The sequence below is a fragment of the Teretinema zuelzerae genome (assembly GCF_021021555.1).
Taxonomy (GTDB): Bacteria; Spirochaetota; Spirochaetia; order Treponematales; family Treponemataceae; genus Teretinema; species Teretinema zuelzerae.
In genome coordinates, this window is sequence record NZ_JAINWA010000003.1 from 1,143,673 (window position 1) to 1,159,910 (window position 16,238).

The following is a 16,238-nucleotide window of genomic DNA, read 5'->3' on the forward strand; positions in this document are numbered from 1 at the left end:
TATTCGAATGATACGGAACGCGCATTCGTTCCGCGTGACTAAGGAGATTTACATGACACACCAGGGAAATAGATCGCATATAGCTCTTGCCGCGGCCGTTCTTGCCGCGGCCGCTCTTCTTTCTTCATGCGCGCCGAAACAGAAAAATGCGGACGAGGCTTCGATTGCCGTTTTCGTTCCCGGCGTCGTGTCGGGCAGCCCGGTGTACGAGATGCTCGTTTCCGGCGTGGAAAAAGCCGTGGAGAAAGCCGCTGCGGGCGGACGGAAGGTCTCGCTCCAGATAATCGAAGCCGGCACCAAGCAATCCGAATGGGGAACGAGGCTCACCTCTCTCGCAGCGGAAAAGAAATACTCGCTCATCATTTCCTCGAACCCCTCGCTTCCGGAAATCATAGCCCCTGTTTCCGAACAGTTTCCCGACCAGCGCTTCCTGATTCTGGACGCCTGGTACGAGGGGAATCCTAAGATGGCGACCGTCAGATACAACCAGAGGGAGCAAGCCTATCTTTCCGGCTACATGGCGGCCCTTGCGAGCTCATCTTCCATGCAGTACGCAAATCCCCAAAAAAAGATCGGCCTCATCGCCGGTCAGGAATATCCGGCCATGAACGGCATCATCCTTCCGGCCTTCCTCGAGGGAGCGAAAGCCGTGGATCCCGGCTTCGATGTGGATTTCCGCGTCGTGGGAAACTGGTACGACGCTGCGAGAGGAGCCGAGCTCGCCCGCGCGATGAAGGATTCCGGCGTAGACGTGATAATGCCGATCAGCGGAGGCGCGAATCAGGGAGTAATATCGGCTGCCCGAGAGCTCGGCTTTTACGTAGCGTGGTTCGACGACAACGGCTACGCGAAGGCACCCGGCTACGTAGTCTCGAGCTCGGTGATGGAACAGGAGCGGCTTGCCGAAGAGCAGACATCCGCATGGCTTGAAGGAAAGCTCGTCTTCGGGACGGCTTCCACCGTCGGCATGAAGGAAGGCTACATCAGCTTCGTGCTGGACGATCCCCTGTACGAGGAGCATGTTCCCGCGGAACTCCGAGACAAGCAGAGAGCCCTCGTATCCCGCCTCGAGTCGGGAGAATTAGTCCTCGGCTCGGAATGAAACGGGCTGAATTACAAAACATACGCAAAACATTCCATACGCCCGCGGGCCCCGGATTCCCGGCGGAATCGTTTCAGGCCCTGGGAGGAGTGGATATTGTATTCCACCCCGGGGAAATCCACGCGCTGCTGGGCGAAAACGGAGCGGGAAAATCGACCCTTGTGCATATTCTCTCCGGACTCTATCAACCGACGAGCGGATGCGTGCGCATAGGCGGCAGGGATTTCTGCTTCACCTCGCCCTCGCAGGCCTTGTCGGCAGGCGTGGCGATGGTGCATCAACAGCCGCTTCTTTCAGACGAACTGACTGTGCTGGAAAACACCCTTCTCGGAGTTCCTGGGTTTTTCCTTTCCAAAAAGAAAGCTCTTCGCACGTACGCAGAACTCCAGAAGCTCTGGAACATCTCGCTCGATCCGGAAACGCAGGCCCGGACGCTGACTCAGGCTGACCGCCTGAGAGCGGCTCTCCTCGCGGCCGTATATCGGAATCCGGATTTTCTCATACTCGACGAACCTTCGAGCGTTTTCAGCCCCGAGGAGCGCGATGCGTTCTTCGAATCATTGCGCGCCGCGGCAGAGCGGGGAATGGGCATCATATTGATCACCCATCGCATCGGCGAAGCGGTACGCTGGAGCCACCGGATATCGGTGCTCAGAAAGGGAGAACTCATTTATTCGTCGAATCCGGAGGGCGGCGAGCAGCCGACGGTCGAGCTTATTTCGGCCTTACTCTCCGGCGAAGAGGACTTGCCCGGAACAGGTCAAGCGAAGAAAAACGAACATTCGAAAAACGACGCTGCACAGACAGGAATCGGCTTTTCCGTCGAGGGACTGTCCCTGAATCCTCGGAACCGGCAGCCGCTTCGGGAAATAGCTTTTACCGCGAAAGCCGGCTCGATCACCGCGATAGAAGGACTCGCCGGAAGCGGACTCGATGTTCTCGAAGACGCGCTCACCGGCATGCTGACGGCCGAGGCGGGGGTATTCCGGGTCGGCGGCCGGGAAATTCAGGCGGCTAAAGCGAACGCGCGGCTGCTGAGAAAAGAGGGCGTCGCAATGGTTCCCTCGGACAGAAGCTTCAGAGGCTCGCATCCTGCTCTGCCGGTTAGGGATATCGCCGCGCCGGCCCTTCCGCTTGCGGGAATAATCGATCTGGATGCAATCGATTCCTTCGCCGGGAAAATCCTCGACTCGGAATCTATCCCGGCCCGGAGTAAGCGCGCGGCGGGAAGCCTGTCCGGCGGCCAGCTGCAGCGGATCATTCTCGCAAGGGAAATCGCTCGAAAACCCAAGGTACTGATTCTTTCGAGGCCCGAATGGGGACTCGACATCTCGAGCACGGCCCGGCTTCAAAAGACTCTCACGGAAGAAGCCCGGGAAGGGACGACGATTATCGTTTTGACAGACAATCCGGAAGCCTTCGATGAAAACGGCTTCTTCGACGCCCGATATACCCTTTCCGACGGGAGGCTGTCTTGAAACGAGCGCTCATCCCCATCCTCGCCTTTCTTTCTGCCATCGCCGCGATTATCGTCGTATTAAGCCTTTCGTCGCCCCGGCCGGTCGATTCCCTGCAGGCGTTTTTCGCCGGCCCGTTCTCCTCGCCCTGGCATCTGGGAGTTCTGCTTGACCGAACTGCCCTCCTGCTGCTCGCCGCCCTCGGAGCCTCGGCCGCCCTCAAGGCGGGGGCCTTCAATCTCGGCGGCGAAGCGCAGATCTACGCTCCGGCCCTGCTTACCGCAGCCCTCCTCGCTCCGGGAGGCAACCCTGATTTCGCTCGCCTCATGCCGGCGGCGGCCTTTGCCGCGGCGATAGGACTCGGCGCACTCCTGGGAGGAATCCCCGGAATCCTCCGCGCCCGCCGGGGAACCAGCGAACTGCTCACTTCGTTTCTTCTTTCGGCTGCGGTCGTGCCGGTAGTGGATTACCTTATCCAGGGGCCGCTCCGCGATCCCGAGAGGAATCTTCTCGCCACACGAGCGATCGCCCGCCAATGGCGCGTCGGAGATCTCCTCCCGGGTCTTCAGGCGAACATATTCCTTCCGTTTTCTCTCCTGCTCGCCGCGCTCTTGTTCTTCTTTTTGCGGAACACGGCTCCGGGCTTCCGCTACAGGCTGACCGGAACCGCTCCCGAATTCTCCCGCTCGCTCGGATACCCTGCCCGGCTGATCCCGGCCGCGGGAATGGCTCTTTCGGGAGCCTTCCACGGAGCAGCCGGCTTTGCGGCGGTTACGGGAACCTGGTTCATGTGTCATACGGGGCTTACCGCCGGAATGGGCTGGAGCGCTCTCGCCGTCGCCCTCATAGCGCGGGCGAATCCGCTTGCGGCAGCAGCCGCGGCCTTTCTCTACGCCTGGCTGGAAACCGCGTCGGAAACCGCCCTTCTTTCGTCCCGGTTCAGCTTCGATTCTGCCTCTCTGGTCCAGGGACTCATCTTCCTGGTGGTCTCGGCGCGAACCCTGAAGCTGCCGTCGTTTTTCCGCGAATTCAAACCGAAAAAGGCTCGCGCACATGACTGAGATTCTTTCTGCCGTACTCGCCTCTTCCGCCCCGCTTCTTTTCGCCGCCCTCGGCGCCCTCGCGACCGAATACGCGGGCGTGCTTGCCGTGTTCATGGACGGCGCGATCAACCTTGCGGCCTTCATCTGCATCGCGGTAACCGCGTCGACCGGTTCGCCTCTTGCCGGATTCGCCGCCGCGGCTGCCGGCACGATCGTCTTCGTCGGAGCGGCCGCCCTCTATACCGAGGCGACCGGAGCCAATCCCTTCCTCACCGGTTTGTCGCTGAACCTTTTTTCCGCGGGGATAACATCCCTCCTGTCGACGCTCGTTTTCGGCACGCGGGGAGTCGTCCCCCTGCCCTTCTCCGGCGAGGCGGAGTACATCGCCTTTTCCGCAGGCCTCAGGCAGTTCGCCTTTCCGGCCGCGCTGGCGGCCGCCGTCCTCATGGCCTTCTTCTTCCATAACACGAAACCCGGCGCCGCCCTGCGAGCCTCGGGAAGCTCTCCGAGGGTTCTGGAAGCCCGCGGACTCCATCCTGACCGCTACCGCGTCTTTTCCTGGATGATAGCGGCCGTATTCGCCGCTCTGGCGGGAACCGCTCTCAGCCTGCCGCTGGGGGCCTGGGTGCCGAACGTCAGCTCTGGCCGCGGCTGGACGGCCCTCGCCGCGGTATATCTCGGACTCCGCAACCCGCTCGGATGCGTGCTCGCGGCGCTGCTTTTCTCCGCGGCCGAATACGCGGCGAACATCCTTCAGGGAACCGGGCAGGTTTCCGGAACCCTCATATTGGGACTCCCCTACGCCCTCGCCCTGGCGGTTTTTATCCTGAAAAGAAAGGACCTCGGAACTCAAACAACGTAAAAAGAAAGCATATTTCAGTGTTTTTTTCCCCCGGCGGGCTATACTTAACCCGATGAAATCCGATTCCGGTTCTTCGACAGACGAATATCTCTCCAGACTCTTCAATCCGGCTAACCGAGAAGATGTTATAACCGAGGATTTCGAAATAATCGAGGCGCGTCTGGCTCCGGAAGAAAAAAACCGCCTCGAACACTGCTGGAAACTGACTAAAGACCTCTATTACGGAAACTTTCCCGGATACCGTTCGTGCAACACCGAATATCACGATTACAACCATACCTGCGATGTATTCGGCGCCTCGGCACGCCTGTGCGACGGAATGCTCGCCGAAGGAAGAGATCTCCCGCCCGAACTCTACGCCGATATCTGCATCGCGGCGATGCTCCACGACGCCGGCTATATTCAGGAGGCCTCCGACACGGAAGGCACCGGAGCCAAATACACCCGCACACACGTCAAACGAAGCATGGAGTTTTCCCGGCGGCACCGCGAAGATTTTCATCTTTCGGAAGAACGCTGCGACAGAATCTGCCTTATGATAGCGGCAACCGATTTGGCGACGCCGATCCCGGATATTCCGTTCGAAGACGAATCGACCCTCTATGCGGCGAAAGTGCTTGCCACCGGGGACCTTCTGGGGCAGATGGCCGACCGAACCTATCTGGAAAAGCTGCTCTTCCTGTATTATGAATTCTCGGAGGCGGGCTTTCCCGGCTACGAAACCGAGTTCGATATGCTGAGGAAAACCCTCGGCTTCTATGAAATGACGAAAAAACGCCTTTCTGAAACCCTCAACGGCGCCGCGGATCTCGCGAGATCCCATTTTAAAGCCCGCTACGGCCTCGACAGAAACCTCTACATCGAATCCATCGAACGACAGATAGACTATCTCGGCTCGATAATGGAGGATTCGTCCGTTAATTTCAGAAAGAAACTCAAGCGGATGGATCTCGAAACCATCAGCAGAACGCATAGGGAAAGCGTCCACGCCTGAACGCCAGGACCCGAAACCCGCGCGCCGCGTAAATCGCCGGCGATCCGCCCACGCTCAAAAAAAAGGCTGCCCGCGCAGACGTCTGCAGGACAGCCTTTTTAGCTAGCCGACTCTAATTCAATATCCGGCGAGAATCTTTTCCAGCCGCTCGCGTCCGATTATTTTCATGAACGAGGCAAGCCGGGGGCCCTGATCCTTTGCGATGAGAGCCTGATAGGTCGCGGTAAAAAGGGCTTTCGCTTCGATTCCGCATTCCGTCGCTACGGCGTAGCAAAGCTCGGACAGGGCCTTTTCGTCGACGCCGTCCATCTTCGGCACCACCTCGTCTCGAAGCTTTCGCACTGCCTCGAGCTCGGCTCCTTCAAGGGCGGCCTTCGAGCCGTCGAGGCGGAGAGCGAAGCGGAAATCCTCCGGAGAGCACTCGGTAATCCAGTACCAGGCGCACCTGGCGCGGGTGCGGAGCCGGTCGATCTGGGCTTCCTCGACGCCGGGGAGCGACGCGATCACCGCTTCGATGTCTCCGCTCGCCGTCTGCAGAAGGTTGCACAGATGGCGGAAGGGCACCTGATAGGAAATGCAGGACGGCAGTTCGCCCACCTGAGAAAGCTCGTAAATGCGGCGTTCCTTGGCGAAGACGTCGTCGTTCTTGGCCTTTTCCGCGCCCCAGGCAATGCGTTCGGTTTTGTCGAAATCCTCGTAAATCTTGATGACGTCGAGGTCGAAGCTGATGACGAATTCCGTATTGGGCCGGGTTCCCGCGAAAAGATAACGGACGACCTCCGGCTGATACACGCGCAGCACGTCGTACAGGTCGACAACCTTGCCCTTCGACGAGGACATCTTTCCCGGAGTTCCCTTGATGCCGATGAAATCGTAGCGGAAGGTGACCGGCGGGTTCCAGCCGAATACCTGCTCGGAAACGAGCTTTGCCGTGTCGAAGGAGCCGCCGTGGGAGTGGTGGTCCTTTCCGGCGGGCTCGAATACAGTATTTTCATGCGCCCAGCGCATAGGCCAGTCGACGCGCCAGCCGAGCTTCGCGCCCTTGGTCTTGCGGAGGTCTACCGTCTCCCGGTTGCCGCATTCGCACGAATATTCAAGGCCCCAGTCGCCGTCCCAGCCTTCGATGGTCGTGGTGTCGCGGTTGCATTTTTCGCAGAACATCGCGACCGGCCAGTATTCCTCGGATTCGGGGATTTTATGGGCGTCGTCGCGGTAGTGGTTGAGGCATTCCTTGATCTTCGCGCGGGAATTCATGGCGAGCTTCATGCCGTCCGCGTACAGATGCGCGCGGTAGCGGCTTGCCTGATAGAGGAATTCGGGCTTGATTCCGACTGCGGGAAGGATGGTCTCCACGTCCACCTCGTGATGGCGGGCGTAGCTTTCGTCGCGCTCGAAGGGATCGGGAACCATGGTGATCGGATAGCGCAGATGCTTTTCCAGCACGTCCTGATTCGGCATGTTGACCGGAACTTTTCGGAACACGTCGTAATCGTCCCATGAATATATGAAGCGCACGTTTTTTCCGCGCGCGCGCAGAGCCCGCACAACGAGGTCGACGGAGATGATCTCCCGGAAGTTGCCGATATGAACCGTTCCGGAAGGAGTGATTCCGGACGCGCAGGTGTAAGAGTCGAGATCGCCCCGCTCCCGTATGATCTTGTCGGCGGTTTGATCCGCCCAATGCGATAGTTGAGCCTTTTCCATAGTCTTTCAAGTATAACGAAATATCGTTCTCAGGTGAAGTGCCTCTTGGAAAAAGGGGCCTTTCAGGCTACACTGCCGGCGTCTATCCTTCCAAGGGCGGATGCGAAGACGAAACCCTCAACAGGAGAACACCAATGGATGCATTTGAAAACGTAACCGCGGTCAAAAAGGCGAACGTATATTTCGGCGGAAAGGTCACCAGCAGAACCATTCTCTTTCCCTCGGGCGAGAAAAAAACCCTGGGAATCATGCTCGCCGGCGACTACGAGTTCTCCACCGGCAACGCCGAAATAATGGAAGTGCTCTCAGGATCGATGGACGTTCTTCTTCCGGGCGAAACCGAGTGGAAAACCTTCGCCGCGGGAACCTCCTATACGGTGAAAGCCGATTCGTCCTTCAAGCTCCGCGTCCCTGAAATCGCCGACTACTGCTGCTCCTACCTTCCCCGGTAACCGCATGGACAAGGCCGCCGGAGACGTTCTCGACAAGGTAAAAAAACTGATGGCTCTGGGAGCCTCTCCGAGCGAAGCCGAAGCCGCGAGCGCGATCGAAAAGGCCCGCCTTCTGCTGGCCCGCCACGGCCTCACCCTTACCGACCTTGAAGCCCACGATCCGGAAATCGTGGAAGGCGTGCTTCTTGAAAAAAAGCGCCTGCGGTCCTGGGAATCCATGCTCATACAGGTCGTCGCCCGCGCCACCTTCACGCAGGCTCTCCACGTCCGCAGGGGAGACTGCGCGCAGATCCTCCTGATCGGACGGGAGGTGAACACCGCCGCGGCGGAAAACCTCTTCGAATACCTGTATCTGATCGTTCTCAAGCTGGGAAGGGAGCATAGTTCTCAGGTTGCCCACCTGGAAAGCTTCAAATGCGGCGTAGTCGAGCGGATCGGAGAACGCCTGATCGAGAGCATCGCAGGCGAAGAAGCGGACGCAAAAGCCCAATCGCCTGACGGAGAAAAAGCTCTGGCGCTCAGGATGGACAAAACCGCGGAAAAAGAAAACAAGAACTTTATAGAAAATAAATACGGAAAAACAGGTTCGAAACGGATCGGCCGCCGGGTGGAAGCCGAATCCTATCTACGCGGAAGAACAGAAGGCGGAAAGGTCTCGCTTAATCGGCAGATCCGCTCTGATCAGGCAGGGAGATAGCCGAAGAAGGCTCCATGGTTTCCCGGGCGAGATTAATCCTGATAAACCACCAGGAAAGCGCGATCGACCAGAGAATATCCGAGCCGTACAGCGCGACGGACGCAAGAAACAGCGCAGGCTTCGAATCCGTAATCATGACGAAGGCAGAAAGCGCGATAAGAATTCCGTGGTACGCGGCATACGCGCGAAGCAGCCGCTTCCCGTCGAACGAAATCATTTTACGGCTTATTTCCACCGCCCGCGCCGGCGGCAGGGCATTAGTCGAACAGCAGATATGCGGCACGAAAATCAGCTTGAAGGCGACGACCGCGTAAATAGCCAGGTACAAGGAAAGAAGGATCGTAAACAGAACCGCGAAGGAAGATCCGACTGCCTCGCCGGTAAAAGAGGCGGGATCCGCGAACATCATATACACGAAGACGACCCCGATCGACGCCATGAAAAACCAAAGCGTCGCGCGCAGAAAATACGCGGCGTAGATTCTCAACGTTTCCGCCGCCGATACCGCGAAACGGGTTTTCACCTCCCGGTACGACGAAACGATGCGGTAATAAAAGTACATCCGGTTAACCAGTATGAGAACCGACGCCGCCAGCGAGATGAACGCGTAGACGGATATCGAAAGCGAAGACGCGTCAGCACCTTCCGGGCCGGTGAGCAGATTCGACATGACGGAAAGAGCGGCGTAGACGAGCGTGAAAATCCCGACTGCCCGTGTATTGCGTTTGATGAAATCGATCAATTCGTGATGCATGGAAACCATAGTGTCATATAACAAGCGATTGGAAAAGCCGTCCGTTTGTCAAAACCGCGGCTTCCCTTTACACTAGAGCGGTGCGGCTCATCAGGCAAAACGGCCCTGAATTTCAAGGAGGCTCCCATGCAGACTTTTCCAGACGCGTTTTTGCGCGAAATCCCCAAAACGGACGTGCATCTCCATCTTGACGGCTCGCTCAGAATATCGACGCTGATAGAACTCGCGCAAAAAAAAGGCGTCCCGCTTCCCGCCGCCGACGAACAGGGATTGCGGGAAACAGTGTTTAAGGATTCCTACGCCTCCCTCGACGAATACCTCAGGGGATTTTCCCTCACCACAGCCGTGATGGACGACCGGGAGTCCGTCGAACGCATAGCGTACGAGCTGGCGGAGGATTCCTTCGCAGAAGGAGTCAGATACATCGAGGTGCGCCTTGCCCCGCAGCTTCATATCAGGGACGATTTTCCGATGGAAGATGTGCTCGGCGCCGTCGATTCGGGGCTGAACAAGGCCAAGGAGGAATGGAACCGCGCGCTCGCGGAAAACGAGCCGGAATACGACTTCGGAATCATCGTGTGCGCCATGAGATATTGCAACGGGCACTTCTCGCCCTGGTACAAGTCTTTTTTCGAGACCCACCGCTACTCCGATCCGGAAGAAGTAATGCGCCTCGCCTCGCTCGAGCTCGTCAGGGGTGCGGTAAAAATCCGGGATTCGCAGGGCTTGAGGATCGTCGGCTTCGACATTGCGGGAAGCGAAAAGGGCTACCCCGCCTCGAATCACAAAGACGCGTACGAATACGCGCATAAAAACTTCCTGCACAAAACCGTTCACGCCGGAGAAGCCTACGGCGCGGAATCGATCTTCACCGCGATAACCAAGTGCCATGCCGACCGCATCGGCCACGGCCTCCTCTTGTTCAGCGAGGAGGACATCGCCGACCCGGACATCGCCGACAAAAAAGCCTATGCGCAGAATCTGGCGAACTACATCGCGGACAGGCGCATAACCATAGAAGTCTGCCTCACGAGCAATCTCCAGACGAACCCCCGCTTCCGCGACATCCGGGAGCACTCGCTCGGCAAAATGCTCGAGGCGGGAATTTCCGTCTCGTTCTGCACCGACAACCGCCTTGTCTCGAACACGACCGTCTGCAAGGAGCTCAGGCTGGCGCTGGACAATTTTCCGATCAGCGGGCGGAAGCTCAGGGACATCGTCGTCTACGGGTTCAAGCGGTCCTTCCGCTTCGGCTCCTACCGGGAAAAAAGAAAATACGTTCGGTCATGCATCGACTGGTACGATTCCGTCGCGGAAAAATACGGAATCTCCGACTGACGAACGCGTCTACTTGGCGAGGACGCTCGCCTCGCCGCCGTCGACCGCGATCGCCTGCGCGTTGCTGATCGGCCGCAGATTCAGCTGGGAATCGTAGCGGGCGATGATTTTCTCGGCGGCCTTTTTAAACGGAAAGTTCGTATAGTGCGGGAGGGGATAAAAAGGAACGAGGCCGAGCGAGTCGTAAGAGTCAAGGCCGGGCGCGGCGGCGCAGTCGTCCATATCTTTCGCGTACTCGATGTTCGGCGACGCGATTATGGAGCCGGCGGATTCGCCGATGTACATCTTGCCGCCTTTCACCTCTTCGAGAATCGCCGAATCGGCTCCGGTTCGTTTTAATTCCTGCAGAAGAAAAAAGGTATTGCCGCCGGAAACGTAGATATACGGGCTGGCTCCCAGTTTGCGGACGATCTCGCCGCGCGGCGCCGTCGAGACATCGAGTTCGTCGATCGTCATGCCGAGCTTGGCGAAAGCCTTCCGGGCCCTTTCCACGTAGAACACCACTTTTTCCGTGTTGCTCGCGGTGGGGATGAATACGACGGATTTTCCGCGCAATTCCTCCCCGACCCATTGTTGAAACACTCCGCTCACGTCCGCGAAGGACGAAGCCAAAAACAACCTGCTCATGGATAGCTCCTTTCCGTCGACCGCGGCCGCCAGCGCGATCCGCGCCTCGCCGCCGTCGACAGCGATCGCCTGAGTCTGCCATAGAAAGCATGACAACTGTGTGTCATGCTTTCGCGCGATTTTTAGGGCACCTCGAAAAACTCGGTTAGTTTTCCTCGGTGCCCTTGTAAATCCTTACAGGATTTACACCTGTATTAAGGTAGACCTCTAAAAACTGAAGTTTTTAGAGGTGCCCTTTAGTAATTAGCGGCGGCGTAGGCAACCCAGCCGCCGGCGGACACCAGGGCCGACTCGAACTCGCCGAGCTTGAACGAATACTTTTTTTCCGACACCGCCCCGTTTTTTACCGCGCGGAAAGACAGCGTCCCCGCCGCCATATCGACCGAAAGCTCGGTCTCCAAACCGGCAAAGGTTTTAAACACCTCGTCGATCTCTTCGGCCTTCAGCTCGGTCGCGATCATTCCGCAGTTGTACATGTTCTGCCGGAAAATGCGCGCGAAGCCCTCCGCCACGACTATCGTGATTCCGTTCACTTCCAGCGCCCACGGCGCGTGCTCGCGGCTCGAACCGCAGCCGAAATTCGCCCGGGTCACGATCGCGGTTTTCCCGGCGATATCGGTCTTCGGATTAAATCCCTCGACCTTCAAATCCTCCAGGCAGAACGGCTTGAGCGCCTCCTTGGAAATCTCGGTCAAATACTTCGCCGGAATGATCTCGTCGGTATTTATATCGCTGCGGTCCAGAAACAGAACCTTGCCGTTAAAATTGTTCATCGCATGCTCCTTGCCTTCAAAAGAATTCAGCCGGACTCTCCGGGGCGGCCTGCGCTCCGCGCAGCCGCGCCGGCTCCGGGCTACGGTTCCGCCTTTCGGCGGGAACACGGCCTTTCGGCCGTCCCTCCGCGTCGCTGCCGCGGTTCTACGCCTCGCAGATGCTTCCGGCTATCGCCGTGGCGGCGGCGCTCGCCGGGCTCATCAGATGAACCGTTCCGCCCTTTCCCATGCGGCCGAAAAAGTTGCGGTTCGTGGTGGACGCGCACACCTCGCCGTCGGCGAGAACGCCGTTCGACATGCCCAGGCACGCGCCGCAGGTCGGATTGGTTACGCAAAAGCCTGCATCCATGAAAATCTTGATGATTCCCTCTTCCATCGCCTGCTGGTAGACGGCGGGAGTCGCCGGGCTCACGATGCCGCGCACTCCGGGAGCGACGCTCTTGGCCTTCAGCACGGCCGCCGCCTGGCGGAGATCCTCGATGCGGCCGTTCGTGCAGCTTCCGATGTACACCTGATCGACCTTCGTCCCGGCGAGCTCCTTGATCGTCTTCACCTGATCGGGCTTGAAACCGAAGGTGGCGACGGGCGAAAGGGTCGAAACGTCGATCTTGTGAACGGCGTCGTACTGAGCGTCCGGATCGGAATGCCACTTTTTAAAGTCGGCAAGGGCTTCTTCCTTCGTGCGGTAGACTCCCTCTCCTTCCGGTCCGATGAATTTCCACAGATAGTCGACGGTGACGGCGTCCGGCATGCAGACTCCGCTGGTTCCGCCGGCCTCGATCGCCATGTTGCACATCGTCATGCGGCCTTCCATGGACATTGAATCGATCGCGCTGCCGGCGAATTCCATCACCTTGTTCGTCGCTCCGTTCACGCCGATCATCTTGATGATGGAAAGGATCGCGTCCTTCGGAGTAACGCCGCAGGGGAACTTTCCGTCGAGCTCGAAGCGTATCGTTCCCGGATACTGGAAGGCGCATACGCCCTTCAGGATTCCCACTTCGAGGTCCGTCGTTCCGACTCCGGCCGCGAAGGCGCCGAAGGCTCCGTGGGTGCAAGTATGGCTGTCGCCCATGATGACGGTGAACCCGGGCCGCACGAAGCCCTTCTCCGGGAATATCGCGTGGCATACGCCGTTCTTTCCGATATCGAAAAAATCCTTTATCGCATGGCGTTCCGCCCACTTCCGGATCACCCTGCCCTGTTCGGCTGTTTTCGAATCCTTGGCGGGGGTTACGTGGTCGATGACTGCCTTAATCTTGTCCGGATCGAATACCGTATCCATGCCGCGGCTGACCAGATCGTTGATGGCTACCGGCGTGGTGATTTCATGGCAGAACACCCGGTCCAGCTTGAGAACCCAGGCTTCGCCGAACGGCTTGTCCACTACATGGGACTCGAATATCTTCTGCGCAAGCGTTTTACCCATTCTTGTCTCCTCTTACGAACAGTACTTCGTATTTAACTATACTGTATATATTGAAGCTCTGCTTAAGTCAAGAGCAGAGCCGAACTATACCAACCTATCAAAAAAAGCGATTTTCATACAGGGGACGTGTGCGGATTCCCGAGCGTACACAGCCCGGGGCAGAGCGGGAAAAGCCCGGGATTCAGGCGGTTTCCCGGGGCACGATTTCCGGAACGATGATCAGATCCGATCCAGGTCCGAGCACTGCGGACTCGAGGGCGAGCACGAGGGCGCCGGCTCCCGCTATCATCAGACGCTGGCGGATGGTGGTGAGCGCCGGAGATACCAGGGAGGCAAGAGGCAGATCGTCGTAGCCGATCACCGCGATATCGGAAGGAACCTGCACGCCGTTTTTTCTCGCCTCGGTTATGAAGCCGATGGCGGTCATGTCTCCAGACGCGCAGACGAGTCCGTCCGGCAGGGGCCTTCGGCCGGAAAAATACTCGAAGCCGTGGGCTCCCGAATCGCCGTCGTAATCCTGGGTTTCGTAGACGAGCTTCTCGTCGAAGTTCATTCCCAGCCGGTGGAGGGCCATCAGATATCCGATCAGGCGCTCGGAGGGGCTTGAGCCGGGTTCCGCGACGCTCGAAGGCCCGTTCATCAGGGCGATTCTTCTGCATCCCCGGTTATAGAGATAGTCGACAGCCATCGACATGCCCTTTTGATTCTCCAATAGAACCGAAAGGCTGCCCTGAACCTTCGACTGGCACAGAACGAGAGCCTTTCCAACGCTTTTGTATCGTTCAACGATCGATTCCGAGGGAGACACGTTCAGGGTAATGACCGCGTCTATCATATTAAAAGGAAGAAGGGAAGCAAGAAGCTCTTCCCGAAGCGCGGGAGAATGGCGGGTCGGGAAGGTCATCATGTTCAGATTTAAACCCAAAGCCGACATGGCGCGGTCGATGCCGCGGTATATTTCGGTTCCGGAAAGCGAATCCACCGAAGACGAGATGACGGCGACCATCGATCCCTTCGATCCGCCCTTCCAGCGCGAAAATGTTTCAAGATAGCCTGTTTCGCGGATGACGCGCATCACATGGCGCACCACTTCAGGCTCCAGAGAAGACGGGCTGACCAGAACTTCGAGAATCGTTTCGCAGGACAGAGACGCCGCGCGCGCGACGTCCCGAATCGTAATAGCCATATCTCGTCCCCCCGGGACTTTTAGAAAGAAAGAGGCATGCTCAGGCCGTTCGCTTCCACGACCGCAAGCCCGTCGGCGATATTTTCCACCTTGAAAATAATCACCGCGGTTTCGCCGACTTTGTCGAGAGCGGCGTACAGGTACTCGATGTTTATGCGGTTTTTTTCAAACAGGGACAGCACGTCGGCAAGGCTTCCCACCTTGTCTGAAACGGTTACGGCGAGCACGTCGGTCGTCTTCGTGGTGAAATGCGCGTCGGTCAGGATTTTCAGCGCCTTCCCGGGATCGTCCACGATCACCCGAAGGATGCCGAAATCGGCCGTGTCGGCAATCATGATGGCGCGGAGATTCACCCCGCCGTCCTTGAATACGCGGGTTACCTCGGCGAGCCGGCCGGAAGAATTTTCAAGAAATATCGAAATCTGCTGTATCTTCATGTGTACTCCTTACAGGTGGCGTTTGTCGATGACGCGCTTGGCCTTGCCGATGGAGCGTTCGAGGCTCTTGGGCTCCACGAGCTTGACCTTCATGGAAATGCCGAGCTTGCTCTTCATGACGGACTCGATCTTGTTCCGCATCGCTTCCATATCCTTGGTTTCGTCCGAGAAGGCGTCCGGATTGACCTCCACGTGGAGTTCCGCTTCGTCCAGGTGCGTCTGCGCGCTCCGGTCCACGATGATGAGATAGTTCGGCTCGACTCCCTGGATTTCGATGAGGGCGTGCTCGATCTGGCTCGGGAATACGTTTACTCCGCGGATGATCAGCAGATCGTCGGTTCTGCCGAAGAGGCGGTGGATGCGCCGGGTCGTCCGCCCGCAGCCGCAGCGTTCCGGGATGATGAAGGTGATGTCTCGCGTCCGGTAGCGGATGAGCGGGGTGCCTTCCTTGGTGATGGTGGTGATGACCAGCTCGCCCTTTTCGCCGTCGGGAAGGGGCTTCCCGGTCGCAGGATCGATGATTTCAGGATACCAGAGGTCCTCGTTCACGTGCATGCCGTACTGGCCTTCGCATTCGAAGGCGACTCCCGGTCCGGTTATTTCGGTCAAACCGTAGATGTCGTAAGCCTTGATGTTCCAGGCCTTTTCGATCTCCTTGCGCATGTTCTCGCTCCAGGGCTCAGCTCCGAAGCAGCCGGCGCGGAGTCCGAGCTTGGTCGGATCGATGCCGAATTCCTTCGCCTGCTCGGCCATGTACAACGCGTAGGAGGGAGTACAGGTGATGAGGGTGCTCTTGAAATCGCGGATGAGCATGAGCTGTTTTTCCGTATTGCCGGAAGAGATCGGGATGATGGTCGCGCCGATGCGCTGGGAGCCGTAGTGGGTTCCCAGGCCTCCGGTGAAAAGACCGTATCCGTAGGCGTTCTGGACGGTGTCGTTGCGGGTGGCTCCGGCTCCGGAAAGGGTTCGCGCCATGCCTTCTGCCCAGTCGTCCATATCGCGACGGGTGTAGGCGTCGACTACGGGCGTTCCCGTCGTTCCGCTGGACATGTGGATTTCCACGATTTCCGACTGCGGAACCGCTAAAAGGCCGTAGGGATAGGTGTCGCGAAGATCGTCCTTCGAGGTGAACGGCAGCTTCGCGATGTCTGAGAGGGTTTTAATGTCGGCGGGACAGATTCCCGCCGCTTCCAGCTTTTTCCGGTAGAAGGGCACGTTGGTGTACACCCGCTCTACCAAATTTTTCAACCGGGCGAACTGCAGCGTCTGCAGCGACTCCGGACTCATGCATTCGTGTTCAGGGTTCCAGATCATAATGGAATCGATTATACACCGATTCCCCGAATGAGACCATAAAAAAGAAGCAGAGAATCGGCGCTACAG

General features: G+C 58.1%; 16 protein-coding genes. 8 read left to right on the forward strand and 8 right to left on the reverse strand.

Annotation, left to right across the window (positions count from 1 at the left end; translation table 11 throughout):
- Positions 1–52: 52 nt before the first annotated feature.
- The 5 genes from K7J14_RS12200 to K7J14_RS12220 are packed head-to-tail and all read left to right on the forward strand — an operon-like array spanning position 53 to position 5,458.
- Entirely contained in the window at positions 53–1,102 is a 1,050-nt protein-coding gene (locus tag K7J14_RS12200; protein WP_230756682.1) for a BMP family ABC transporter substrate-binding protein, read from the forward strand.
- Entirely contained in the window at positions 1,099–2,580 is a 1,482-nt protein-coding gene (locus tag K7J14_RS12205; RefSeq protein WP_230756685.1) for an ATP-binding cassette domain-containing protein, read from the forward strand. The genes K7J14_RS12200 and K7J14_RS12205 overlap by 4 nt, the downstream gene beginning before the upstream one ends.
- Positions 2,577–3,620, forward strand: a complete 1,044-nt coding sequence (locus K7J14_RS12210) for an ABC transporter permease subunit (protein WP_230756688.1) — start codon at positions 2,577–2,579, stop codon at positions 3,618–3,620. The genes K7J14_RS12205 and K7J14_RS12210 overlap by 4 nt, the downstream gene beginning before the upstream one ends.
- Positions 3,613–4,464: an ABC transporter permease subunit gene (locus K7J14_RS12215; RefSeq protein WP_230756691.1), complete on the forward strand. Its 852-nt coding sequence runs from the start codon at positions 3,613–3,615 to the stop codon at positions 4,462–4,464. The genes K7J14_RS12210 and K7J14_RS12215 overlap by 8 nt, the downstream gene beginning before the upstream one ends.
- Positions 4,465–4,516: 52 nt before the next feature.
- Positions 4,517–5,458, forward strand: coding sequence for a hypothetical protein (locus tag K7J14_RS12220; RefSeq protein ID WP_230756694.1), 942 nt, complete (start codon positions 4,517–4,519; stop codon positions 5,456–5,458).
- Between the two features lie 117 nt (positions 5,459–5,575).
- Here K7J14_RS12220 and lysS read toward each other — a convergent pair whose 3' ends face one another.
- Positions 5,576–7,162, reverse strand: a complete 1,587-nt coding sequence (gene lysS, locus K7J14_RS12225) for a lysine--tRNA ligase (RefSeq protein WP_230756697.1) — start codon at positions 7,160–7,162, stop codon at positions 5,576–5,578.
- Positions 7,163–7,296: 134 nt separating this feature from the next.
- Here lysS and ppnP point away from each other — a divergent pair, with 134 nt between their 5' ends.
- Both ppnP and K7J14_RS12235 read left to right on the forward strand, forming a co-directional pair.
- Entirely contained in the window at positions 7,297–7,614 is a 318-nt protein-coding gene (ppnP, locus tag K7J14_RS12230; protein ID WP_230756700.1) for a pyrimidine/purine nucleoside phosphorylase, read from the forward strand.
- 4 nt (positions 7,615–7,618) lie between these two features.
- Positions 7,619–8,311 carry a DUF2786 domain-containing protein gene (locus K7J14_RS12235; RefSeq protein ID WP_230756704.1) on the forward strand — a complete coding sequence of 231 codons (693 nt, stop codon included), beginning with the start codon at positions 7,619–7,621 and terminating at the stop codon, positions 8,309–8,311.
- On the opposite strand, the gene K7J14_RS12240 is transcribed toward K7J14_RS12235, so the two are convergent.
- Complete coding sequence (locus K7J14_RS12240) at positions 8,274–9,065, reverse strand: hypothetical protein (protein WP_230756708.1); 792 nt, start codon at positions 9,063–9,065, stop codon at positions 8,274–8,276. The two genes, K7J14_RS12235 and K7J14_RS12240, sit on opposite strands and share 38 nt — an antisense overlap.
- A 126-nt stretch (positions 9,066–9,191) precedes the next feature.
- On the opposite strand from K7J14_RS12240, the gene K7J14_RS12245 reads away from it, so the two are divergent.
- Positions 9,192–10,403, forward strand: coding sequence for an adenosine deaminase family protein (locus K7J14_RS12245; protein ID WP_230756709.1), 1,212 nt, complete (start codon positions 9,192–9,194; stop codon positions 10,401–10,403).
- Between the two features lie 9 nt (positions 10,404–10,412).
- Here the strand turns inward: K7J14_RS12245 and K7J14_RS12250 are convergent, their stop codons facing one another.
- From K7J14_RS12250 to K7J14_RS12275, 6 genes are all read right to left on the reverse strand, one after another.
- Complete coding sequence (locus K7J14_RS12250; protein ID WP_230756712.1) at positions 10,413–11,126, reverse strand: peptidase E; 714 nt, start codon at positions 11,124–11,126, stop codon at positions 10,413–10,415.
- A 140-nt stretch (positions 11,127–11,266) separates the two neighbouring features.
- The gene (locus K7J14_RS12255) at positions 11,267–11,803 is read right to left on the reverse strand and encodes a 3-isopropylmalate dehydratase small subunit (protein WP_230756714.1); all 537 of its coding nucleotides are present in this window, start codon (positions 11,801–11,803) and stop codon (positions 11,267–11,269) included.
- 145 nt (positions 11,804–11,948) lie between these two features.
- On the reverse strand, positions 11,949–13,232 hold the full coding sequence (locus K7J14_RS12260; protein WP_230756716.1) for a 3-isopropylmalate dehydratase large subunit: 1,284 nt from the start codon (positions 13,230–13,232) through the stop codon (positions 11,949–11,951).
- Positions 13,233–13,413: 181 nt separating this feature from the next.
- A complete protein-coding gene (locus K7J14_RS12265; protein WP_230756720.1) occupies positions 13,414–14,418 on the reverse strand; it encodes a LacI family DNA-binding transcriptional regulator in 1,005 nt (334 codons plus the stop codon).
- Positions 14,419–14,438: 20 nt separating this feature from the next.
- Positions 14,439–14,855 (reverse strand): ACT domain-containing protein, encoded by a 417-nt coding sequence (locus K7J14_RS12270; RefSeq protein WP_230756723.1) that lies wholly within the window; start codon positions 14,853–14,855, stop codon positions 14,439–14,441.
- A gap of 9 nt (positions 14,856–14,864) precedes the next feature.
- Positions 14,865–16,169: a phenylacetate--CoA ligase family protein gene (locus K7J14_RS12275; RefSeq protein WP_230756727.1), complete on the reverse strand. Its 1,305-nt coding sequence runs from the start codon at positions 16,167–16,169 to the stop codon at positions 14,865–14,867.
- Between the last annotated feature and the right edge of the window lie 69 nt (positions 16,170–16,238).